This is a genomic window from Streptomyces sp. NBC_01016, from assembly GCF_026341035.1.
Taxonomy (GTDB): domain Bacteria; phylum Actinomycetota; class Actinomycetes; order Streptomycetales; family Streptomycetaceae; genus Streptomyces.
Map to the genome: position 1 here is coordinate 1,573,683 of NZ_JAPEOQ010000001.1, position 22,923 is coordinate 1,596,605.

Annotated in this window: 20 protein-coding genes; 9 read left to right on the plus strand and 11 right to left on the minus strand. The window is 71.0% G+C overall.

Translation table 11 applies throughout. From position 1 onward, the window contains the following. Window positions 1-499: 499 nt before the first annotated feature. Window positions 500-1,192 (minus strand): iron-dependent transcriptional repressor DtxR, encoded by a 693-nt coding sequence (locus tag OG746_RS07430; protein WP_266712688.1) that lies wholly within the window; start codon window positions 1,190-1,192, stop codon window positions 500-502. A 255-nt stretch (window positions 1,193-1,447) separates the two neighbouring features. Between OG746_RS07430 and OG746_RS07435 the strand changes: the two genes are divergently transcribed. Continuing rightward, window positions 1,448-2,212 (plus strand): SIS domain-containing protein, encoded by a 765-nt coding sequence (locus tag OG746_RS07435; RefSeq protein ID WP_266712690.1) that lies wholly within the window; start codon window positions 1,448-1,450, stop codon window positions 2,210-2,212. A 104-nt stretch (window positions 2,213-2,316) separates the two neighbouring features. On the opposite strand, the gene OG746_RS07440 is transcribed toward OG746_RS07435, so the two are convergent. Then, window positions 2,317-3,690 carry a PAS domain-containing protein gene (locus OG746_RS07440; protein WP_266712692.1) on the minus strand — a complete coding sequence of 458 codons (1,374 nt, stop codon included), beginning with the start codon at window positions 3,688-3,690 and terminating at the stop codon, window positions 2,317-2,319. Between the two features lie 140 nt (window positions 3,691-3,830). Between OG746_RS07440 and OG746_RS07445 the strand changes: the two genes are divergently transcribed. Next, window positions 3,831-4,361 carry a DinB family protein gene (locus tag OG746_RS07445; RefSeq protein ID WP_266712694.1) on the plus strand — a complete coding sequence of 177 codons (531 nt, stop codon included), beginning with the start codon at window positions 3,831-3,833 and terminating at the stop codon, window positions 4,359-4,361. A gap of 28 nt (window positions 4,362-4,389) precedes the next feature. On the opposite strand, the gene OG746_RS07450 is transcribed toward OG746_RS07445, so the two are convergent. Beyond that, window positions 4,390-5,040 carry a response regulator transcription factor gene (locus OG746_RS07450; protein WP_266712696.1) on the minus strand — a complete coding sequence of 217 codons (651 nt, stop codon included), beginning with the start codon at window positions 5,038-5,040 and terminating at the stop codon, window positions 4,390-4,392. Then, window positions 5,028-6,254, minus strand: a complete 1,227-nt coding sequence (locus tag OG746_RS07455; protein ID WP_266712698.1) for a sensor histidine kinase — start codon at window positions 6,252-6,254, stop codon at window positions 5,028-5,030. The genes OG746_RS07450 and OG746_RS07455 overlap by 13 nt, the downstream gene beginning before the upstream one ends. 447 nt (window positions 6,255-6,701) lie before the next feature. Between OG746_RS07455 and iscB the strand changes: the two genes are divergently transcribed. Then, a complete protein-coding gene (gene iscB / locus OG746_RS07460) occupies window positions 6,702-7,484 on the plus strand; it encodes an RNA-guided endonuclease IscB (protein WP_266712700.1) in 783 nt (260 codons plus the stop codon). Window positions 7,485-7,968: 484 nt separating this feature from the next. On the opposite strand, the gene OG746_RS07465 is transcribed toward iscB, so the two are convergent. From OG746_RS07465 to OG746_RS07475, 3 genes are all read right to left on the minus strand, one after another. Further along, window positions 7,969-9,543, minus strand: coding sequence for a transporter (locus OG746_RS07465; protein WP_266712702.1), 1,575 nt, complete (start codon window positions 9,541-9,543; stop codon window positions 7,969-7,971). Next, on the minus strand, window positions 9,540-10,421 hold the full coding sequence (locus tag OG746_RS07470; protein ID WP_266712704.1) for an ABC transporter ATP-binding protein: 882 nt from the start codon (window positions 10,419-10,421) through the stop codon (window positions 9,540-9,542). The genes OG746_RS07465 and OG746_RS07470 overlap by 4 nt, the downstream gene beginning before the upstream one ends. A gap of 306 nt (window positions 10,422-10,727) precedes the next feature. Further along, entirely contained in the window at window positions 10,728-11,414 is a 687-nt protein-coding gene (locus OG746_RS07475) for a bifunctional DNA primase/polymerase (protein WP_266712706.1), read from the minus strand. A 302-nt stretch (window positions 11,415-11,716) separates the two neighbouring features. Between OG746_RS07475 and OG746_RS07480 the strand changes: the two genes are divergently transcribed. Together OG746_RS07480 and OG746_RS07485 are read left to right on the plus strand one after the other, a co-directional pair. Continuing rightward, window positions 11,717-13,105, plus strand: a complete 1,389-nt coding sequence (locus tag OG746_RS07480) for an NsdA family TPR-like regulatory protein (protein ID WP_266712708.1) — start codon at window positions 11,717-11,719, stop codon at window positions 13,103-13,105. A 190-nt stretch (window positions 13,106-13,295) separates the two neighbouring features. Beyond that, window positions 13,296-14,873, plus strand: coding sequence for a hypothetical protein (locus OG746_RS07485; protein WP_524540383.1), 1,578 nt, complete (start codon window positions 13,296-13,298; stop codon window positions 14,871-14,873). A gap of 75 nt (window positions 14,874-14,948) precedes the next feature. Here OG746_RS07485 and OG746_RS07490 read toward each other — a convergent pair whose 3' ends face one another. Next, window positions 14,949-16,235: an ABC transporter substrate-binding protein gene (locus tag OG746_RS07490; RefSeq protein ID WP_266712710.1), complete on the minus strand. Its 1,287-nt coding sequence runs from the start codon at window positions 16,233-16,235 to the stop codon at window positions 14,949-14,951. Window positions 16,236-16,352: 117 nt separating this feature from the next. Here OG746_RS07490 and OG746_RS07495 point away from each other — a divergent pair, with 117 nt between their 5' ends. Both OG746_RS07495 and purU read left to right on the plus strand, forming a co-directional pair. Next, window positions 16,353-16,853, plus strand: coding sequence for an SCO4402 family protein (locus OG746_RS07495; protein WP_266712712.1), 501 nt, complete (start codon window positions 16,353-16,355; stop codon window positions 16,851-16,853). Window positions 16,854-16,902: 49 nt separating this feature from the next. Beyond that, window positions 16,903-17,769: a formyltetrahydrofolate deformylase gene (gene purU / locus OG746_RS07500; protein WP_266712714.1), complete on the plus strand. Its 867-nt coding sequence runs from the start codon at window positions 16,903-16,905 to the stop codon at window positions 17,767-17,769. 191 nt (window positions 17,770-17,960) lie between these two features. On the opposite strand, the gene OG746_RS07505 is transcribed toward purU, so the two are convergent. Then, a complete protein-coding gene (locus OG746_RS07505) occupies window positions 17,961-19,301 on the minus strand; it encodes a zf-HC2 domain-containing protein (RefSeq protein WP_524540384.1) in 1,341 nt (446 codons plus the stop codon). Next, on the minus strand, window positions 19,298-19,873 hold the full coding sequence (locus OG746_RS07510) for a sigma-70 family RNA polymerase sigma factor (RefSeq protein ID WP_266712716.1): 576 nt from the start codon (window positions 19,871-19,873) through the stop codon (window positions 19,298-19,300). The genes OG746_RS07505 and OG746_RS07510 overlap by 4 nt, the downstream gene beginning before the upstream one ends. 304 nt (window positions 19,874-20,177) lie before the next feature. On the opposite strand from OG746_RS07510, the gene OG746_RS07515 reads away from it, so the two are divergent. Together OG746_RS07515 and OG746_RS07520 are read left to right on the plus strand one after the other, a co-directional pair. Next, window positions 20,178-20,552, plus strand: coding sequence for an STAS domain-containing protein (locus OG746_RS07515; RefSeq protein ID WP_266712718.1), 375 nt, complete (start codon window positions 20,178-20,180; stop codon window positions 20,550-20,552). Window positions 20,553-20,689: 137 nt separating this feature from the next. Then, on the plus strand, window positions 20,690-21,193 hold the full coding sequence (locus OG746_RS07520) for an EF-hand domain-containing protein (RefSeq protein ID WP_323179674.1): 504 nt from the start codon (window positions 20,690-20,692) through the stop codon (window positions 21,191-21,193). A 64-nt stretch (window positions 21,194-21,257) separates the two neighbouring features. Here OG746_RS07520 and OG746_RS07525 read toward each other — a convergent pair whose 3' ends face one another. After that, a complete protein-coding gene (locus OG746_RS07525) occupies window positions 21,258-22,796 on the minus strand; it encodes a class I adenylate-forming enzyme family protein (RefSeq protein ID WP_266712722.1) in 1,539 nt (512 codons plus the stop codon). Window positions 22,797-22,923: the final 127 nt, after the last annotated feature.

Here is a 22,923-nt window from a genome sequence, read left to right on the forward strand (position 1 = left end):
CACGCTATCGAACCTGTTTTCGAAAGCGCGGTGCTCTCCGACAACACCCCTCATTTGAGTGACAGAACTCAAGGAATGACCGGCGCTGTCGAGGGGATCTCTTCAGCGGGAGGCGGACCGCTCGGGGAAAACGGTCCGAGGGGATCGACCCTGGGAGCTCGGGGCTCCGGGTCGGAACAGGGGAGGACAGGCCCCGGCGCCGCAAGGCGCCGGGGCCCTCTGTATGCGGTGCGGCGTTCGACGCCGCCTCCGGTGCACCCCGTGCCCCCCAGGCCCGTCGCGCCCCGATCGGCCGGTCCATGCGGCCCCCTCTGGTCATATGCCTCACGCGACAGCCTCGCACGCCGAGCGTCCGATCGCTGCGGTTCCGCACAGTGAATCTTGTTTTCTGCGCGGAAGTGCAGCATGTGCGGATACAAGTCAACTTACCCGCACGACACGGAAGTTGACGCCCGGCCCACAGGCGGTCGCTCGGCTCAGCGCTTCGCCACGAAGACGGTCAGCGCTTCGCCACGAAGACGTGCGAGGCGATCTCCGCCTCCAGCTCCGCCGCCTCGCCGCTGCTGCCGACGAGCACCCCGCCCGGCGACTGCGTCACGCTGACCACCGAACCGGGCTGCACGCCCGCCCGGCGCAGCGTGTACATCAGCTGCGCGTCCGTCTGGATCGGCTCGCCGATGCGGCGCACCACGACCGTCTTGCCCTCGGCGCCCGGGTCGAGGTCGGACAGCGAGACCATCCCCTCGTCCAGGAACGGGTTCGCCCCGTCCTTCTCGCCCAGCTCCTCCAAGCCCGGGATCGGGTTCCCGTACGGCGACTCCGTCGGGTGCCGGAGCAGCTCGAGGACGCGGCGCTCCACCGCCTCGCTCATCACGTGCTCCCAGCGACAGGCCTCCGCGTGCACCTGCTCCCACTCCAGGCCGATCACGTCCACGAGCAGACACTCGGCGAGCCGGTGCTTGCGCATCACGCGCGTCGCGAGCCGCCGGCCCTCGTCGGTCAGCTCCAGGTGCCGGTCGGCCGCCACGGCGACCAGGCCGTCCCGCTCCATGCGGGCCACGGTCTGGCTCACCGTCGGCCCGCTCTGGTCGAGCCGCTCGGCGATCCGGGCGCGCATGGGGACCACACCTTCCTCCTCCAGCTCGAGGATGGTGCGGAGGTACATCTCCGTGGTGTCGATCAGTCCGGACATACGTGCCCCTCGTGTAGCTCTCTAGCTCCGCGGCAGCTCCGCTGGCTGTCCGCGCAGCGCGTGCGCTGGCCCTGGAACCCAGAACTCAATTCTGACGCATACCGCTGACAACCGTGACGCGCCGGGGAAACACCGGGCCCGCGGGGGCCGGGGACCGTATTGACAGGGCACTGGTCCAGACCGCACCGTGATCCGCGAACGCGCCGAGCACCACCGGGACGCGACCCGACTCACCAGGACTCAAGGGGCACGCCGATGAGCGAGAGCAAGCTGGCCGCGCAGTACCTCGACGCCTCCATCGGACTCCTCACGCGGATCCGTGACGAGGAGGCCGACAACATCGCCGCCGCCGGCACCCTCCTCGCCGACACCGTCGCCGACGGGGGCCGCCTCTTCGCCTTCGGCGCGGGCCACTCCGGGCTCGCCGCCCAGGACGTCGTCTACCGGGCCGGCGGCCTCGCCCTGATGAACCTGCTGTCGGTGCCCGGCACCGTCGGCATCGACGTCATGCCCGCGACGCTCGGCTCCGCCCTCGAGCGCGTCGACGGGCTCGCGGCGGCCGTCCTGGAGGCCAGCCCCGCACAGGCGGGCGACGCGCTGGTGATCATTTCCCTGTCCGGGCGCAACGCGCTCCCCGTGGAGATGGCCCTCAGCGCCCGCGCGGCCGGCATCAAGGTCATCGGCGTCACCTCCCTGTCGTACGCGACCGGGCCCGACGCCCCCACCTCCCGCCACGTCTCCGGCAGCTATCTGCGCGACCACTGCGACGTCGTCCTCGACTCCAAGATCGCGATCGGTGACGCGGAGCTCACCCACGAAGGCGTCGACACCCCCTTCGCGCCCGCCTCCACGGTCACCGCCAGCGCCCTCATGCAGGCGACCCTCGCGACCTGCGCCGCGAACCTGGCCGACCGGGGCATCCAGCCTCCACTGCTGCGCTCGGGGAACGTCGACGGCGGCCTGGAATGGAACGCGAAGGTCTTCGAGGAGTACGGGGACCGGATCTACTACCGGCGCTGAACGGGACCGCCCGAGGGCTCCCGGCGCTGAACGGGACCGCCCGAGGGCTCCCGGCGCTGAACCGGGCCGCCCAAGCGCTCCCGACCCCGTACCGGTCTATCGGTCTACCGGTCCGCCGCCAGCGCCCACGCCAGATCCACCGCACCCGCGATCCGCACCGCCACACTCTCCGCGTACACGGCGTCCCCGCGCTCGAACCCGACCCTGCTGGCGCCCCGCAGAAACGTCACCACACCCACCGTCCGGCCCCGGCTGCGCAGCACCGCGCACAACGCGAACACCGTGCCCTCCGGCCACTGCCGGTCCTGGGCCCAGTCCCCGCGCACCGCGCCACCCTCCGCGGCGGCCCGCACCGAACCCGCCCGCTCCACGCACTGCAACGCCGGATGCCCCGCCGCGTACCGCACCGGCAGGGCGCCCCGCGACACCAGCAGACTCGGCCCCGGCGCCCCCGAAGGCGTGGCCGCGGCCCGCACCAGACGCAGCGGCTCCTCGCTCGCCACCAGGTCGATCACCGCGTGATCCGCGAACCCGGCGAGCGCGAAATCCAGATGCACGGTCGCCGCCTCGGCCGGGTTCTCGCACTCGGCGGCGGCCCGCGCCGCGCGGTGCAACTGCTGCGACCGGAACCGGAGCTGCGCGGCCTCCTGCTCGTTCTGCTTCGCCTCGGTCACATCCTGGAACAGCCACCCCACGCCCAATGGCACCGGCTCCTCCGCGAGCGGCGACGCCAGCCGTACGAAGCCGCTGCGCCAGCACCGGCGCTCCGTGCGCCCACCGGCCTCGCCGGGCCGTCGCAGCGTCACCCACATCTCCGTCGGAGACGGCGGCGGGCCCTCGGCGAGCACATGGGCGAGCACGCTCTCCAGCTCCTCCACGCCCTGCCCGATCAGATCCCCGAGCGGCCGACCCAGCGCGGCGGTGCGCCCGGTGCCCATGGCCCGCGCCGCATGCCCGTTCACCACGGCGGGCCGCAGATCCGCGTCGACGAGCACGACACCCCACGCGGCGTCCTCGAACAGCGCCTCGCTCAGCGCGATGGACCGCTCCAGATCGATCTGCGTGTGCACCTCACTGAAGGCGCAGTACACACCGGCGGGCTTGCCGTCGGGACCCCGCACGGCGGCCGACTGCGTCCGTACGAGCACCCGCCCGCCGTCCTTGGTGAGCAGCGCGAACTCGTTCACCTGCCGCCCGGGAGCGTGCATCGAGGCGAGCAGCCGCCCCTGCACCTCCTCCGCGTCCGCCGGCCGCACGGCCCACCCCGCGAACCCGTGCCGCCCCACGGCCTCCTCGGCCGACCAGCCGAGCACGCGCTCGGCCTCCCGGTTCCAATGGGTCACGACCCCATCGGCGTCGAAGGCGCACAACGCGGCGTCCATGCCGTCCAACAACGCGGCCAGCAGATCGGCCCCGTCCGGCTCCGGCTCCTCGGGCCCGAGCGCATCAGTGGTCCCACTACGCCGGGAAGCACTCACCTGGAACCCCCTGCAGGCTGTGTCGGCGCGACGAATTCCTCGTACCGCTCCAGATCATTCAACTCGAACGTGACGCATCCCACACGGACTTCAGGCAAGTTCGGAGAAACCCAAGAGCACATACAACCAGCATGCAACGCATGACGACATTGCCCGACGGCCGCCCCGTCCCGCCCACGACCTCAGACGAACGCACCACCCTCGTGGCCTGGTTGGACTTCCACCGCGAAACACTGGCCGTCAAATGCGCAAACCTGACGGACGAACAGTCACGCGCGCGTGCCGTCCCCTCCTCATCCCTCACCCTCCTCGGCCTGGTCCAACACCTGGCCGAGGTCGAACGCAACTGGTTCCAACGAGTCTTCGCCGCCGCCCCCGACACCCCTCCGGTCCACGACACAGGCGGCCCGGACGCCTTCACCCTCACCGAGGACCGCACCCTGTCCGACGCCCTGGCCGCCTGGCGCACCGAGGTCACCCGCGCCCGCGAACTCACCGCGACCGCCTCCCTCGACGCAACCGGCACCCTCTCCCCCCAGGAAGCCGCCTTCACCGGCGACCCCAAGGTCTCCCTCCGCTGGATCCTCACCCACATGATCGAGGAATACGCCCGCCACAACGGCCACGCGGACCTCCTGCGGGAGGCGATAGACGGGACGGCGGGGGCCTGACGGCGTTGTCGCGCGCCGCCGGCTCTGGTCAGCCGGCAACGCTGTCCAGGTAGCGCAGGACCGCCAGGACCCGGCGGTTCCCGCCGTCGGCGAACGGCAGTCCCAGCTTCACGAAGATGTTGCCGATGTGCTTCTGCACCGCGTTCTCCGTGATGAACAGACGCTTGCTCAGCTCCGCGTTGCCGAGCCCCTGCGCCATCAAGGTGAGCACCTCGCGCTCGCGGGCGGTCAGCGCGTCGACGGCGTCCCCGCCCGGCCCCGCCAACAGCTGCGTGACGACCTCGGGGTCCATCGCCGTACCGCCGGCCGCCACGCGCCGCAGGGCGTCCACGAACTCACCGACCCGGCTCACCCGGTCCTTGAGCAGATACCCGACGCTTCCGGATCCGTCGGTCAGGAGCTCACGGGCATACACCTTCTCGACGTACTGGGACAGAACCAGTACGGGCAGCCCGGGGCGCTCCTTGCGGAGTTGGAGCGCTGCCCTGATGCCTTCGTCGCGGAACGAGGGCGGCAGCCTGATGTCCGCGATCACCGCGTCCGGGGCGTGGTCCGCGACCGCGGCCAGCAGGCCCGGTGCGTCTGTCACCACCGCCGCGACCTCGATCCCTTTGGTGCCGAGGATGAGTTCAAGGCCCGCCGACAGAAGCACGTTGTCCTCGGCGATCACGACGCGCACGGCAACTCCACCGTGACTGCGGTGGGCCCGCCGGCCGGGCTGCTGACGAGCACGGTTCCGTCGAGTGCGGCCGCACGGCGCCGGATCCCGATGACGCCGGAGCCGAGTGTCTCGTCCACACCGCCGAGGCCGTTGTCGGTGACCTCGACCAGGAGGGCCGCGTCCTGCCGGGTCAGTCGTACGGTGACCCGGGTCGCGCCGCTGTGCTTCGCCGCGTTGGTGAGCGTCTCGGCCACGATGAAGTAGGCGGCGGCCTCAACAGCCGCGGGCAGCCTGCCCAGTTCGCCGAGCTCCACCTCGGTGGGGATGCCCGTGCCGGCCGCGACCGCGGACACCGCGCCTTCCAGGCCCCGGTCGGCGAGGACCGGCGGGTACATGGTGCGGATCACCTCGCGCAGCTCCGTCATCGCTTCCTCGGCGCCCTCATGGGCGTCCTGGAGAAGCTTGGCAAGGGCCCCCGAGTCGTCGGGCAGCTCCTCCCGGGCCAGGCCGAGACGCATCGCGATGGCAACGAGGCGTGCCTGGGTACCGTCGTGCAGATCGCGTTCGATACGGCGCAGCTCGGCGCCATGGGCGTCGAGGACCCCGGCGCGGCTGTCGGCCAACTCACCGACCCGCCTGGCGAGCCGGGCCTCTGCCGACGGCTCCAGCGCGGCCACTGTGCTGCGCGCATGCATCCGGGCCAGGCGAGGCACGGCCCACCAGGTCAGGGCGCCGGCGCCGACGCCCTGTACGACACCAAGAGCGAGTGCGGCGCCCCAGCCCTCCACCGGCACCGTGCCGAGCAGGCGCAGCGGCTCATCCGCCGGAAACACCTGCCACAGCAGGGCCGCGACCACACTGAACACAGCGACCCCGACACAGGCGAGGGCGGCAAGCCCTGCGGGTATGCCGGTGACGACGTGCCTCAGGACCCAGCGCAGGTCACGGCGGCTCCCCGTGTCGTCGAGCAGTTGCCGCCACTGCGCGCCCAGCCCTTTGGGCAGTTCGGCAACGCGCGGACGTATGTCGACGCCGAGCAGTGCGGCGGCTCTGCGCCGATGCCACTCCGACCAGTGCCGCAGGGCCCTCATCAGCACGGGTAACGCGGTCAGACCGGAGACGACCGCGCCCACGACCAACAGCGGCAGTACGAGCATGGACACCATCGCCGTGAACAGGCCGACCAACAGGTACCGGCTGCCATGTCCCACTTGTCTCTGTGGCTTCTGCATGCGGCCCAGTGTCTTCCACGCGGCCTCCACGGGCACTACGGCCAGCTGTACCTTCCGCTAACCAACGCCCTTTGCAACCAATGCTGTTGGAGTGTTCGCCGCTTTCGCATGACACCTGGCGTTCGCGCATAACGTCTCTCGCACGCATACGAAGGGAGGCCGGTTCCCCGGCCGAACGGCCGATGGGTAGCCAGCCCCAATCATCGTCACGAAGGACGGCGTGCTTCCTGAGCGCCGGGCTCTGGAATCTCTGGGAGCAGGGACGAAACGGTTCACGGACATCCCGTAGCACCGCGGCGGGACACCGGTCGGGAACATGGGCGAGGGGAGACCGACGGGCACGGCACCCAGGCCCGTCGGCGTCACGCCGATCAGGCAGAGACCGGGAGCGGTGACGCTCCCACACCCCAGAACTACGAAGGCGGCTACGGAGCGGGCAGGGTCTTCGTGCTCGCCAAGGACGGGCAGCCGCTCATGCCCTGCCACCCTGCCCGCGCACGCGAACTCCTCCGGAAGGGGAGGGCCGTGGTGGTGCGGCAGGTTCCCTTTGTCATTCGGCTGAAGGACCGGACACGCTCCGATTCCGTGGTCGAGGGAGTGCAGCTACGTATCGACCCGGGCTCCAAGGGCTCAGGAATCGCACTCACCGACGAGAAGCGGGAAGCGTGCGGCCCGAAAACTGCCACCGTACGGCGAGGGTTGCTGAGCGCCGAGCTGCGGCACCGCGGCGACCGAATCAGCCATGCCATGCGACAACGCGCCGGATATCGCCGCAGACGCCGCTCGGCCAACCTCCGCTACCGCACCCGTAGATCAGACAACCGCGCACACCGAGCAGACTGGCACCCACCCTCGTTGCGGCACCGCGTGGACACCATCACCTCCATCGCATCCCGGTTCTGCCGCTACGCCCCCGTCACCGAAATACACATCGAGACGACGACATTCGACACCCACTCCATGAGCGTGGGCAGACAGCTGTACGGCAGCGAATACCAACAGGGCGCGCTCGCCGGTATGGGCACACGCGGCTATCTACGTACAAGGTGGTCCCGCACCTGCGCGTACTGCGGCGCGGTGAACGTGCCCCTCAACATCGAACACGTAAGGCCTCGAAGCCACGGCGGCTCTGCCCGCATCGCCAACCTCGTCCTGGCCTGCGCACCTTGCAACCAAGCGAAGGGAAGCAGCACTTCGGATACGTCACCGGCGACCTGGTGCGAGCGGTGATCCCGAAGGGGAAGTGGGCCGGCACCTGGACAGGCCGCATCTCGGTCCGGGCCCGTGGCCAGCACAGTCTCACCACGCCCGGCGGCCGCATCAACGTCTCGTACCTCCACCTGCACCTGCTGCAAAGGGCGGACGGCTATGCGTACAGCAGCCGTCAGGAAGCCGGTGTGTCAACGTCTCGAAAAATCGGTTGAGAGCTGCCGTGCGGGTTCGTAGGCTGCTTAGCACGATGAGGAGGGAGGTGGTTCGGAGCATGCATGAACGCCGGACAGTTGAGGTGACTGCGGGCTAGCGGCCCGACGTCGCATTTCGATTTCGGCGCCGGACCAGTGCGCGATATGTGCGCGCAGCCGGCCCAATCCCAAGCAGTCACCCGACCCGCGAGCCGCCGGTACGTCCGGCCGGCTTCCGACCGTCCTCAGGGGCGGGAGGAACCAGGCTCGCGGGTCGTCTGTGTTTTGCCCCTTCCGTAAGGCCTCAGCTTTCAGCCTTTGCTTACCGCCAGCAGGATTTCCGGGAGGCGGTTCGATGTGCGCGGGGCCGCCAGGCGGAGGCCGAGGAACGTCGACGCCGCTCCGTACGCCGCTCCGATCGGGAGCAGGATCCAGGTCCAGGACGCCGAGCCCGTCGCGTGCAGGGTGATCGTGAGGGCCAGGACCGGGGTGCAGATGAGGGCCGCCGCGACCATGCCGCCGAAGATGGAGATCCACGCCAGACCCGCCTGGCCGGGCGCGACGTTCTTGTAGCCCTCCTGCGGGATCGAGTACGGGAAGCGCGCCGAGGTCCACGCGCCGGTGGCGAGCATCGCGCCGAGCAGGGCGTAGGAGAGGCCGAGGACCTCGGGGAGGTCGGGCCAGGCGTTCAGCATCGCCGTGGTGATGACCGTGACGAGCGTGGCGTACGGGAGCGTGATCAGGAGCAGGGCGTACGCACGCGCGCGTAGTTCGGTGTAGGCGTCCTTCGGTGACGCGATCGTCATCGCCACCATCCAGAACGCCGATGTGTCCTGGCCGAACTGGTTGTACATCTGGATGCCGAGCATCCCGGAGGCGAAGCACGCGAAGTAGACGGTGCCGGTGCCCTGGAGGGCGTTGAAGACGGGGACGATCAGGCCGATCGCCAGGGATGTCACCCAGGCCGCTTTGGTTTTCGGGTCGCGCCATACGTAGCGGAGGCTGCGCTCCATGACCGTGCCGGTGCGGCCCTCCGGGAGCAGGTGGCGCCTACGTGTGCCGGTGCGGCGGCGGCCGGGGGTCGCCGCTTCGATCGTGGAGCCGTCCGGCGCGGTCATCAGGCGGGTCAGGGCGCGGCGCCAGAGGGTCAGGAGCGTCAGCAACGCCGCGGCGCAGAGGGCGAGTTGGGCCAGTGCCGTTCCGTAGGACGCCTTGCTCGCCGCGTCGACCGCCGCGATCGCCGATGCCGGGGGGATCCAGCCCAGGACCTTCGCCACCGGGTCGAGCGCGTCCACCCCGCCCGCCGCGCCGAGCCGCTGCACCCCGAAGTTCACGAGCTGCGCGCCGACCGCGATGACGAGCCCGCTCAGGACGGCGAGGTCGCGGCCCTTGCGGCTGGTGAGCAGCCGGATGTTGGCCGCGGCGACGGTCCGTGCGAGGGCGACGCAGGTGAGGACGGTGAGGGGGACTGCCAGTACCGCGACCACCGCGCCCGCCGCTCCGTGGGCCACTGCGTACGCGGCGCCGAACGCGAGGGAGAGGGTGAAGAGGGGGCCGATGCCGACCAGTGATGCCACGAGGAGGCCGCGGACCAGGGGGTCGGGGCGCAGCGGGAGCATCGCGAGGCGGGTGGGGTCGAGGGTCTCGTCGCCGCTGGGGAAGAAGAGCGGGAGGACGGCCCAGCCGAGGGCGAGGAGGGTGGTGAGGGGGATGCCGACGGTTGCGGCGTGCGCGTTGCCGTGGAGGAGGATCAGGCCGAGGAGTTGGAGTGCGCCGACGAGCGCTGCCGCGAGGAGGGACGCGATGTAGGCGGCTCGGCGGCCGGCGGATTGGCGGAGGCCGTTGCGGAGCAGGGCGAGTTTGAGTCGGACCAGTACGGATGTCATGGGCGGGTCCGTTTGTTGCGCCGTGACGGGGTTGACGTCGCGGGGCTCTGCCCCGGACCCCGCTGCTCAATCGCCGCAGAGGCTTCAGTTTGTGGTGCTGACCTGCTGCCAAGCCAGTCCAGCGTTCCACCGGCGCCTCGCCCATGCGCCCCCACCAGTTCCAGGAACGCCTCCTGCAAGGAGTTCGCCTCGCCGCGGACCTCCGCCAGCGGACCCTGCGCTCGGATGCGGCCCGCCGCCATCACCGCTACCCAGTCGCAGAGTGACTCGACCAGTTCCATGACGTGGGAGGAGAAGACGACCGTCGCGCCGGAGCGTGTGTAGCGTTCCAGGACGCCGCGGATCGTCTGGGCCGAGACGGGGTCGACGCCCTCGAACGGTTCGTCCAGGAAGAGGACTTCGGGGTTGTGGAGGAGGGCCGCGGCGAGGCCGATCTTCTTGCGCATGCCGGTCGAGTAGTCGACGACGAGTTTGTTGCGGGCTCCGGCCAGGTCCAGTACGTCGAGGAGCTGGTCGGCGCGTTTGTCGACCTCCGCGCCGGGCAGTCCGCGCAACCGGCCGGTGTACGCGAGGAGTTCGTGGCCGGAGAGGCGTTCGAAGAGGCGCAGGCCCTCCGGGAGGACGCCGATGCGTGCCTTGACCTCGGCGGGGTCGGCCCAGACGTCGTGTCCTGCGACGTACACGGTGCCCCGGTCGGGGCGGAGCAGGCCGGTGACCATGGAGAGGGTGGTGGTCTTGCCCGCCCCGTTCGGCCCGACGAGGCCGATGAACCGGCCTGCGGGCAGGGCGAGTTCGATGCCGGCCACGGCGGCCTGCTGCCCGAACGACTTCCATAGGTCGTGTACGCGTACGGCTGCGGTTTCCTCGGCCGAGGTCAACTGTGCCCGCCCTTCCTCGTCTTCGTCCGTCCGGGCACGATACGTCGACCGAGGGCGGGCCACATGGAGGCGCAGGGCCCTTCTGACGGATCCTGCTGGAGTCGCGGGGCCTGGCACGCGCATCTGCGGCGTTGTCGTCGGTTGCCAACTCCCCCACCCTCGAACCAGGCTTCGCCAGGCTCGGGCGGGAGGTACCCCCTTCGCGTTGTCGCCCTCCTCCGCCTTGCAGCTGCACGCACCAGGCCCCGCTTGTCGGCACCGGACATTCACGGCCGCCCGAATCCAGCCTGATCCGTCAGAAGGGCCCTACCCGCGTTTGCCTTCGCGCCCGCACGCGTACGCCAGTGGGGAGATGAGTTCCTCCGCGTCCGGGAGCCAGCGGTTCGCGGCGGTCGGGCGGCAGGCCCACTGGGCGGCGCCCCGGCTGCCGAAGCGGGTCGGGGGAGCGGCGACGTACTGGCCCTCGCCGAGCGTGAGCAGGTCGAGGGAGGCCGGGGGCCAGCCCAGCTTCCGTACGAGGTCGGGGATCTTGGCGGTGGCGCCGGGGAGCACGAAGAACTGCATACGGCGGTCCGGGGTGCAGGTCACGGGGCCGAGGGTGAGTTCCATGCGCTCCATGCGGGCGAGGGCGAGGAACCCGGCGGTCTCCGGCACGTCGATCGCGTCGAAGGTGCGGCCCGTGGGGAGGAGGATCGACGCGTTCGGCTGCTTCGACCACAGCCGGCGGGCCACGGTCGCGCTGCCGGTCGCCTGCGTCGCCCAGTCGGGGCGTGCGGGGTGCGCGCCGGGGGCGGGGCACTGGGGGGAGCCGCACGAGCAGCGCTGGACGCCGTCGCCGATCTCCAGCCAGGTGCCCGGGAACACGTCCCAGTGCCGCTCTTCCGCGTAGCGGACGGCGGTGTCCAGGAGCGAGTCGCCGCGCTGCTGCGGGATCTGTCCGGCGGCGGTGGCGGGTGGGTTGACGTCCGAGGTGCCTGCGATGGTCTCTTCCACGTCGTTCTCAACTCTCGCCGCCACGGAGGGTTACGGGCGCACGTACGGGCGGAGCGGGAGCATCGTTCCCGCATGTGGGGCGCATGGGTGCATGGGTGGGGGCGCGCGGGCGAGGAGGCCCCGGGTGGTGGGTAGTGCGGGGAGGTAACAAGCGCGGCAACGCGACGGACCGGCGTCACACGGGCGTGTGTTTGACACCCGTTTGTGGTGCATCTTCCGTTTCCACTCAGGGCAGTGATGATCCAACGACCGGCTGTTGACCGGCAGTCGGACACCCGGACGGGCACAGCAGGGGGTACGCCATGGCCGCACGGCCTCTCGTAGCGCGACAGCCCAATGAACGGCTGCAGGCGCTCATCCAGGAAGCGGGCTGTTCGAACGCGGGGTTCGCACGCCGGGTCAATATGTGCGGTGCGGAGCACGGGCTCGATCTGCGCTACGACAAGACGTCCGTGGCGCGTTGGCTGCGCGGGCAGCAGCCGCGCGGCCGGGCGCCGGGGATCATCGCGGAGGCGCTCGGCCGCAAGCTCGGGCGCACGGTGACCATCGACGAGATCGGGATGGCCAACGGGAAGAACCTCGCCTCCGGTGTCGGGCTCCAGTTCTCGCCCACCGTGCTCGGCGCCATTGAGCAGGTGTGCGAGCTGTGGCGAAGTGACGTGGGGCGCAGGGACTTTCTCTCCGGTTCGTCCGTGGCGTCCTCGGCGCTCGTCGAGCCGAGCAGGGACTGGCTGATCTCCGTGCCGGACTCGCAGGTGGCGCGGGCGGCCGGGCCGCGGGTGGGTCCTTCGGACGTGGCGGCGGTGCGGGCGATGACGCAGGCGCTGACCAACCTTGACCATCAGTACGGGAGCGGGCATGTGCGCCCGGTGCTCGTGCACTACCTGAACAGTGTGGTGAGCGGGCTGCTCGCGGGCTCGTACCGCGAGGCGGTGGGGCGTGAACTGTTCTCCGCCGTCGCGCGGTTGACGGAGCTCGCCGGGTACATGGCGATCGACACCGGTCAGCCGGGGCTCGCGCAGCGGTACTACATCCAGGCTCTGCGGCTTGCGCAGGCGGCCGGTGACCGTGGCTACGGCGGGTATGTGCTGGCCGCGTCCATGAGTCACCTGGCGGCGCAGCTCGGCAATCCGCGTGAGATCTCCCAGCTCGCCCGCGCGGCTCAGGAGGGGGCGCGCGGGCGTGTGACGCCGCGCGCTGAGGCGATGTTCCATGCCGCCGAAGCGCGCGGCCACGCACTCCTCGGGGACGTGAGGTCGGCGCAGTCCTCCTCCTCGCGCGCGGTCGCCGCCCTGGAGCAGGCCGAAGGGCGGACCGACTCCGGGGACGACCCGGTGTGGATCGCGCACTTCGACCAGGCCTATCTGGCGGACGAACTGGCGCACTGTCACCGTGACTTGGGTCAGTCGAGGGACGCGGCGCGGTGTGCGCAGGAGTCGTTGGACGGGCATCCGGAGTCGCGGGCCCGGCGTCGCGCGATCGGCCTCGTGCTGCTGGCGACGGCGCAGGTGCAGCAGCGGGAGGTGGAACAGGCCTGTCACACGGGACTTCGGGCCGTCGAGCTGCTCGGCACGGTGCGTTCGAATCGGGGCGCGGAGTATCTGGACGACTTCAGGGAGCGTCTCGATCCGTTCCGGGAGGAGCCCGTGGTGCGGGAGTTCGGGGCGCGAATGGAGCTTCAGGCGGCGTGAGCGGCGCACTTGTGTGGACATGAGCGGCGTACTGGTGTGACGTGAGCTGTGTCATAACGGGCAAGCCGGCAGGCGGTTTTGTTAGTCGCGTCACTGGGGAGGCTTCCGGGGTTTGAGGTGCGTAGCACGGGCGTACGAAGACCCGGTAGCGTGAGCCGACGATTCCGACCCCCTACGTAGGAGTCTTACGGTGACGGAGCAGAGCGGGCAGAGTGGGCAGGGCGAACGCCCGCACCTTCCGCAGGCGCGGCAGACGCACGAAGGTGTCGTGCTGCCTGCCGACGGCGGTGAGCCCCTGTTGCCGGGCACGTACGGCGACCAGGCGGGTCCGGCGGGCGCGAGCCCGTGGGGGCAGCCCTGGGGGCCCGAGTCCCAGCAGGCGCACAACGCCGGGCCGATGCCGACCTACGACGGGTCCATGCCTACGTACGAGTGGGGCCAGCCGCAGGGCGCCGCGGCGATGCCGCCCGCGCAGCAGCAGGACCCCCATGCGCTGCCGCACCAGTCCTACGGTGCCGCCCTGCCGCAGCAGCAGCCCGCGCAGGCGCTGCCGCAGCAGTACGCGGAGGCGGGGCCGCTGCCGCCCGCGGCTCCCGCGGGACCCGCCCCCGGTGCCTACGACGGGGACGCCACGCAGTACATACCCCCGGCCCAGCAGCAGGCGGCCCAGTACGCGGCCGGTCCCGGGCTGCCGCCGGAGGCTCCCGCCCCGGACGCCACGCAGTTCCTGGGGCGCGCGCAGCCGATGCCCGATGCGGCGCCGCCCGGCTACGGGGGCTCCCCCGACAGCCAGGCCACGCAGTACATACCGCCGGTGCCCGGGCAGCCGATGCCGGGCCAGGCGATGCCCCCTCAGGGCATGCCCCCTCAAGGGATGCCCGCTCAGGGGATGCCCGCTCAGGATCAGGGCTACGGGGTACGTCCCGGAGCGCCCGGTGAGCGGCAGCCGCCGGCCGAGTTCGACGCCCTGTTCCGTACGGAGCCGGAGAGCGCGGCCGGAGCGACGCAGCAGATGCCGCGCTTCGACCCGAACGCGGCGCCGCCCGGACCCGGTGGACCGGGGGCGCCGGGCATGACGCCGCCCCCGCAGCAGTACGGGTACGAGCCCGAGCCCCCGCGCGGCGGCAAGACCCGCACCGGTTCCAAGGTGCCGCTGATCGCCGCGGTCGGCGTGGCCATCCTCGTCGTGGGTGTCGGCGCGGGCGCCATGCTCAGCGGCGGGGACGACGACGACAAGAAGACGGACGCGACGAAGAACGTGTCGAACTCGGCGCCCGCGTCCGAGTCGGCCTCGCCGTCCGTCGACCCGGCCAAGGCGCAGGCCGTCGAGCTCGACAAGCTGCTCGGCGATTCCAACAACAGCCGTTCCGCCGTGGTGCGTTCGGTCGCGAACATCGGCGGCTGCAAGGCGCTGCCCCAGGCGTCGAAGGACCTGCGCAGCGCGGCGAACCAGCGCAACGACCTGGTGACGCGCCTCGGCGCGCTTCAGGTGGACCAGCTGCCCGAGCACGCCCGTCTCACCGCCGCGCTCACCAGCGCCTGGAAGGCCTCCGCGTCCGCGGACGCCCACTACGCGAAGTGGGGCGACCAGGTCGCTGGGAAGAAGCGCGCGCTGTGCAAGAAGGGGCATGCCAAGCCGACGTCGGAGCGCAGGGCCGGTGACGGGGCGAGCGGCACGGCGTCCACGCAGAAGCAGCAGGCCTCGAAGCTGTGGAACGAGATCGCGAGCAAGTACGGGCTGACCCAGCGCTCGGCCGTCCAGCTCTGACGGGTTCGGCGGCAGCCGCGATCTCGGAGGCAGTCGCGGCCTCGGAGGCAGTCGCGGATTCGGAAGCGGTCGCGATCAGGAAAGCCCGGCGAGCGTGCCCGTCACGTCCACCGAGGACTTCCTGGTCGCCTTGAGCCGCCCGGAGACGACCTTCTGGAAGGTCACCCGCGCGTTGACCAGGCGCGGGAAGTCGCCGACCGGGGACATGTGGTCGTAGCCCCAGCGCAGCGGCGGCGTGAGCCCGCCGGTCGTGACCTTGACGTCGTCGTCGAGGGCGGTGCGCACGGTGCGCGCGGTGACCGCGCCGTCGCCGGCCGACTCGATGATCTGCCGCAGCACCTCGTACGCGATCCAGGTGGTCTGCACGCCCGCGTCCGCCGGGTCGATCCGGTTGTCGCCGAAGGCCTGCTCGTTGATCGCCCGCTTCATGGGGTCCCAGCGCGCGTCGTCCGACGCCGGGTACCAGCTGGTCACGTACGCCCCTTCGTAGGGGCTCTCCGGGCCGCCGGTGCGGTCGACGACGGTCTGGTCGACGCTGCCGAGGACGGTGGCGGTGCGCACCGAGGGGTAGTCCTCGCGCAGCCGCCGGAACGAGTCGAAGAACGTGTTCGTACGCTCCCCGAGCACCGCCGCGACGCAGCCCTCGCCCTGCGGCGCCCGGCTCGCGGTGTCGAGGGCGCGGCGGGCCTGGTCGGCGTAGTCGGTGGCGTCGTCGGCGGCGAGCATGTCGACGGCGGCGGGGCGGTGGCGCAGCGCGAGGCCGGAGTTGAGCAGCGGCGCGAGCTGGTCGCCCGCGATGGAGTCGGGGCGGATCAGGACGGTGCGGGCGCAAGGCCCGGACAGCTGGCGCCCGTTGCCGGCGAGGAGGGCGGCCTGGCCGCCGTTGACCGGATACGACAGCGGGCTGGTGAACTCCGCCTCGGTGGCGCCGTAGCCGCCTATGTAGGGGATGCCCGCGGACTCCAGCGGCGGCAGGAAGGCGTTCGAGTGCTGGCTGTACGAGCCGACGACCGCCACGGCGTCGTGCTCGACGGCGGAGCGGGCGCACCTGGCGGCGTCCACGCTGTCGTTGTGGTCGTTGCAGGTGAGGACCTTCAGCGTCCGGCCGCCGATGCCGCCGTGGGCGTTGATCCAGCGTGCGTAGGCCCGCGCCATGGCGGGCACCCCGGGCATGTTCGTCGCCCTGGTCTTCTCGGGGGCCCAGGTCATGACGGTCACCGGCCGGTCTCCCGCGCCCTTGGCGTCGCCGGGGACGAGCCCGCACCCGGCGACCAGGGCGGCGCTCAGGAGCACGGCCGCGGTGCGTATGTGGCTTCGGGGGGCGATGCGGTTACGGGTGCTGCTGGGGCGCCTGCCGGTCATGTGCCCGCACGATTCCGCCGCACCGCCAACGGTCGAGTGACCCGCGGTCGACGCGTGGTGACAATGAGGTGAATTACGGGGGTCGTGCGGGGCTCAAGAGGCCGGGACGTACGATCGATGACCGTGCAAACCTCGGACAACTCTTCCCGTCGCGGCCGTCGCTCAACGAAGATGGGCGGCATGCCACTCAACGACATGCCGTGGTGGCGCTGGCGCAGCAACGTGCGTTCCGCGCTGCACATGCTCTCCGACCCGTCGTTCCAGCGGGACGTCTGGCAGGCAGGCGTGGACGGATACGGGGACGTGACCGACGCCGTGTACCGCCTCGTCGAGGACACCTGGCTGGACAACTGGTCCGCCGAGAAATACGTCGGGACGATCTTCCGGGACTCGCAGGAGGCGGCCCTCGTCGACTCCGCCGTGCTCCGGGTCCTGCGGATCATGCACCAGGTGGGCCCCGACGCCCCGGTCGCCGCGTATCTGAACCACGAGGGCTGGCCGGAGGCGGTCCGCGCGGCCCGCGACGCCCATGTGAGGCTCGCCACGAGCGACGGCGAGGACCCGGACACGGCCCCGCAGACCCTCGAGGTGCTGCGGATCGTGACGAGGGCGGCGTAACCGCCGGACAGCTCGGTGGGAGGGCCCGAGGGTATGGGACCCTTGGCCCATGAACGCGCAGTCCGCCCCCGAGCAGTACGTCCTCACCCTCTCCTGCCCCGACAAGCAGGGCATCGTGCACGCCGTGTCGAGCTACCTCTTCATGACCGGCTGCAACATCGAGGACAGCCAGCAGTTCGGTGACCACGACACGGGACTGTTCTTCATGCGCGTCCACTTCAGCGCGGACACCCACGTGACCGTGGAGAAGCTGCGCGCCAGCTTCGCCGCGATCGGCGAGTCGTTCCAGATGGACTGGCAGATCCACCGGGCCTCGGACCGGATGAAGGTCGTCCTGATGGTCAGCAAGTTCGGCCACTGCCTCAACGACCTGCTCTTCCGGGCCCGGATCGGTGCGCTGCCGGTCGACATCGCCGCGGTCGTCTCCAACCACACGGAGTTCGCCGAGCTGGTCGCCTCGTACGACATCCCCTTCCACCACATCCCGGTGACGAAGGAGACGAAGGCGCAGGCCGAGCAGCAGGTGCTCGATCTGGTGCGGGACGAGGGCGTCGAGCTGGTCGTGCTCGCGCGGTACATGCAGGTGCTGTCGGACGACCTGTGCAAGCAGCTCAGTGGGCGGATCATCAACATCCACCACTCGTTCCTGCCGAGCTTCAAGGGCGCGAAGCCGTACCACCAGGCGCATGCGCGTGGTGTGAAGCTGATCGGTGCGACCGCGCACTACGTGACGGCCGACCTCGACGAGGGGCCGATCATCGAGCAGGAGGTCGAGCGGGTCGGGCATGACGTCACGCCGGATCAGCTGGTCGCCATCGGGCGGGACGTCGAGTGCCAGGCGCTGGCGCGGGCCGTGAAGTGGCATGCGGAGCGCAGGATTCTTTTGAACGGTCGGCGTACGGTCGTCTTCGCCTGATCAGCCCCGCCGGCGATTGAGGCGCGGGGTCCGGGGCAGAGCCCCGCGGCGTCAACCCCGACGGGGCGAAAGACACGGGGCTCTGCCCCGGACCCCGCGGGCTCTCGTCCCAGAGCGGGGCTTGATTTTGCCGAACCGGGCTTGATGGCACCGAACCGGGCTTGGATGGCCGAACGGAGCTTGGCTCGGCGTTACAACCGGCTCAGGCCAGCCGTCGCAGACAAGACGTCGCGGATGGCCTCGCGGTCGCCGATCTGGCCCGCTGCCGCTTCCTCCGGGAGGACGTGGCCGGCGGCGAGGCGGCAGAATTCGACGCCGTCCAGGGCGACATGGGCCACTTCCCGCTCGTCGGAGCCGACCGCCGCGGGGGAGTCGAGGGCGATCAGCCACTCGCCGCCGCCCGCTCCCTCGACCTCCAGGCGCAGGCTGCGGCCGGGGCGCCCCGCACCGACGAGTTCCCGGGCGGGGGCCGCGAGGCCGTGCCGGCGGCGCGCGGCCAGGGAGCCGGGGAGCAGCCGGGCGGCGAGGTCGATCATCCGGTTGAGGTGGCGCGGGGACGGGGCCTCGTAGGGGTAGTCGACCGCGTCCGCGATGTCACCGGCGTGGATCCAGCACTCGAAGGCCCGGTCGATCATCGCGTCGCGCAGCGCCAGCTCGAAATTGCCGTACGAGACGGGGAGTTGACCCGAGCCTCCGGCGCCGGCCTCGTCCGAGCCCGCGAAGGACACCGTGCGGATGACGGCGTGCGACTGCTCGCGCCAGGGCGCCCGTACCGCGCGCGTGGGAGGGAAGTAGGACGACTTCCAGTACGCCTTGGTCCTCGCGGTGGGGCCGAGCTCCGGCGGCACGGGGGAGGGGTCCTCCAGGCCGAGGGCGCGGGCGACCAGGCCGTCGACGCTGGTGAGGTGGGCGATCACGCCGGCGACCGTGGTCTTCTTGCCGATCTGTTCCGCCCCCTCGTACCAGCGGAGCCGCACCGGCGCGTGCCATTCGCCGTCGCCGATGTCCTGGAGCAGCGCGTCGAGCCGGGCGGTCTCCGCGTCGTACGGGGTGGCCCAGCCGGGGACGGGGATGCGGGCGGGGCGCCGGGTGAGGCAGCCCTCCAGGACGCGGGAGCGCAGCATCGGGTCGAGGTCGAGGCTCTCTTCGGCGTGCAGCAGGCCGACGGCGTCGCGCAGCCGCAGCGCCTCCTCGGCGCAGGCGCCGCAGTCGCCGAGGTGGATCTCGACGGCGGCCGCTTCCTCGGGGGAGCAGGCGGCCAGCGCCCAGGCGCCGAGCAGCGACTTGAGGACGCGGTGCTCCAGGACGGCCGGTTCGGCCGCCGTGACCTCGGGCAGCGGGCGGCCGGCGTCCTCGACGGAGGAGCGGGGCGTCGGTATCCAGGGTCGGTCCGCGGGGCCGGGGCCCGCGGCGCCGGGCGACGGCTGGTCCCTGCCGAACGTCTCGTTCCCGCCTTGCTGTTCACCTTCTCCGGCGCCCTCGGGCTCCTCCTCGAAGGGGTCGAACCGGCCCGGCCCGTTCGCCGCGCTCACGCCGGCCTCCCGTAGCTGCGGCCGGGAGGTGTGCCCGCGTTGTGAGCCGTCGACAGGAGCTGCAGGCCGAGGCGGAGCCTGCGGCGGGCCTCGTCCTCGGTGACGCCGAGGTCGGCGGCGGTCTGGCGGTAGTCACGGCGCTGGAAGTACGCGAGGTTGAGCGCCTCGCGCAGCGGGGCGGGCATGGACGTCACGATGTAGTCGGCGCGGGCCGCTGCGGAGGCGTGACGCACCTTGCGCTCCAGGTCCTCGGTGGTGCCGAGCCCGGTGCGCACGAGGGCGGCGGACTCGGTCTGGCGCAGGCGCTGCACCGCGTGCCGGTGGGTGAGGGTGGCGATGAAAGAGCGCAGCGGGCCCTGCTTGGGGTCGTAGGACTCCGGATTCTCCCAGATCTGTGTGAACACGTCACGGGTGATCTGGTCGGCCGCCGTCTCGTCGTCGAGCACGCGGTGCGCCAGGCCGTGCACCAGTGAGGCGAACCGGTCGTAGAGCTCGCCGAGCGCGGCCGCCTCCCCGTGGGCCAGGCGCTGCTGCATCCTGCGGTCCCAGCGGGACGGGGTGTCCTTGGGCATGGGGCCCCCTCACCGACTGCCCGAACCATCTACTCTGCCTTGCTACTCGAATGTAACTGTCGGCGCCGACAGTGCACTCTCCTTTGCCGCATTGTGCGCGCCTGGGGAGCAGTAGGTGGTAAAGGCATTCGCCCCCGGAAACACGATGAGCGATTTGCTTCACATGTGACCGGCCAGGGCTTAACCAGGCCATATGTGATAGGTCTGCGGGAGTGTTTCATCCCGGTGCGGCAGGGCAGCCGCGCAGAAGAAACGTAGGGACAGATTCCGGATCGTCGATATTCCCGAACGAGAGGCATGGCGCGTGACGCTCAAGGTGACCGAGTCAGGGCAGGGCGACTGGGCCGTCGTGTGCGTGTCCGGCGAAATGGACCTGGTGACGTCCCCGGCGCTGCGCCAGCAGGTGCACGAAGCGGTGGCGGAAGGCCGCCGCAGCGTCGTGCTCGACCTCTCCGACGTGCTGTTCTGTGATTCGAGCGGCGTCGGTGTGCTGATCGCGGCACGCCGCCTGATGCGCTCCTGCCAGGGCCGCCTGCGCCTGATCCTGCCGGCCCAGGGCGCGGTCGACGGCTCCCACGTGAACCGCGTGCTCGGCGCCCTCGGCGTCCGCCGCCTCTTCGACGTCTACCCGGACGTCGCCTCTGCGGTGGACGAGGACGCGGCACCGATGTCGGCGTAACGGCTTGTACCGGGTAACGGCTTGTACCGGATTTTCACCGGCCTTGACACAAACACCGCAGTTCGGGGCGTGCGCGCCCGGCGCCGTCGTACGCTCCGATGCGTAGCACCCAACGACGCGAGAGGCGGCCCATGAGCATGGACGAGCGGAGGATCGCGGCCCGGTTCGCCGGCTTCGACCAGGACGGCAACGGATACATCGACCGCGAGGACTTCTACGTCGCCGCGAAGGCGCTGCTCGCCGAGTTCGGTGTGGCGGCCCGCTCCGAGCGGGGGCAGGCGCTGTTCGCCGGGGCCGAGGCGTTCTGGCAGGGCATGGCCGGGATCGCGGACGTCGACGGGGACCAGCGGGTGACCCGCGAGGAGTTCGTGACCGGGGCCGTGAAGCGGTTGCGGGACAATCCGGACCGGTTCGCCGAGATCGCCAGGCCGTTCTTGCGCTGGGCCCTCGCGGTGGCCGGTGCGGAGGCCTCCGGGGGCGGGGTCGATGTGGATACCGCGGTGCGGGTGCTTGGTGTGCTCGGGGTGGAGGCGGATGTGGCGCGGGCGGCGGCGGCCGCGTTGGACGCGGATGCCTCCGGCCGGATCTCGGAGGATGCGGCGGTCCGGGCGTTCGCTCGGTACTTCACCGTCCCGGAATAGCCGGACCGGCGTTGCGGTCTCGGGGCTCTGCCCCGGACCCCGCGCCTCAATCGCCGGCGGGGCTTCAAATGGTGGTCCCGAAGCGGTCCCGCAGTTTGTACTTCAGGACCTTGCGGAGCGTTTCGTTGCGTGGGAGTGCCTCCAGGACCTCCAGCTGTTCCGGCAGTTTGAACGTGGACAGGCCCTGTTCGCGGAGGTACGTGGTGAGTTCGGGCAGGGTCAACTCGGCCTGACCAGCGCGCAGTTCGAGTACCGCGCAGACCCGTTCCCCGCGTTCCGCGTCGGGGAGGCCGATCACCGCCGCGTCCTGGACCGCGGGGTGTTCGTGCAGCAGGTCCTCGATCTCCTTCGCGGAGATGTTCTCGCCCTTGCGGATGATGACGTCCTTGGCGCGGCCGGTGAGGACCAGGTGGCCCGCGGGCAGCAGGTGTCCCAGGTCGCCGGTGATCAGGAAGCCGTCCTCGTCGAAGGCGTCCGTGGTCTGGTGCGGGTCCAGGTAGCCCTGGCAGACGGCTTCGCCGTGCAGGCGTACGTCGCCGTCGACGCCGGGCGGCACCTGCTTGCCGTCGGCGTCGACGACGCGGATCTCCATGCCCTCCGGCGGTCGGCCCTCCGTCGTCGCCAGCATCTCGGCGGTGTCGTCGGGCGCGCCCATCGTGATCATCGGCACCTCGGTCATGCCGTATCCGTGGGTGAGTTGGACGTCCATCTCGCGGACGACCGAGTGGTAGACCTCCGGCGGTTTCGGCGCCCCGCCGCCCGCCAGCAGGCGCAGCGTGGGGATCAGCTTCTCGTCCGGCTGCTTGCGCTGTTCGGTCAGGAACATCGAGTAGAAGGCCGTCGAGCCGCCCGCCACCGTGACCCCGTGCCGCCGGTACTCCGCCAGCGAGTCCGGCATCGCGAAGTGCTCGAACATCACCGCAGGGAAGCCGTACAGGAGCAGCATCACGGTGTAGTCGGGGCCCGCTATGTGCGCGAACGGGAACGCCATCGAGCCGACGTCGGACGACGACAGGTGCAGGGCGTGGGCGAGGCAGGAGCCGCCCGCGATGAGGGAACGGTCCGTGTGCAGCACGCCCTTGGGGTCGGACGTCGTGCCCGACGTCCAGTAGATCCAGCGGACGTCCGTGCCGGAGGCGGGCGGCGGGGGCAGTACGGACGGGTCGCCCTCCGGCAGGTTCTCGTACGCCTCGAAGATGCCGCGCGCGCCGAGCCGCCGCGCCATGTCGGTGTGGTCGAAGCCGCGCCACACGCCGGGTGTCGCGAAGAAGTCGGCCTTCGACTCCCGTAGCGCGAAGCCGACTTCGCGGTCCCGGTAGAAGGGGATGACCGGCGACTGCACCGCCCCGATGCGGGCGAGCGCGAAGGAGAGCAGCGCGGTCTCGATGCGGGTGGGGAGCTGCCAGGCGACCACCGTGCCGGGGCGGATGCCCAGGTCGTAGAGGCCCGCCGCCACGCGCTCACAGCGGTCGCGCAATTCGCCGAAGGTCAGGGCGCGTTCGCCCTGGAGCAGCACCGGGCGGTCGGGGGTGAGTTCGGCGCGGCGCTCGACCAGCTCCCAGAGCGTGCGGGAGGCGCCCAGGGCGTGTGCGGTGTCGGTCATCTCCAGAACCCCTTCACGGCCGGTGCCGTCACCTGACGGGTTGTCAGATCTGGCTGAGAGCGTAAGTCCGCGCTCCTTGTCGGTCCAGAGGTGCGCGGCTAGCCTGCTTTCTGACGGGTCATCAGAT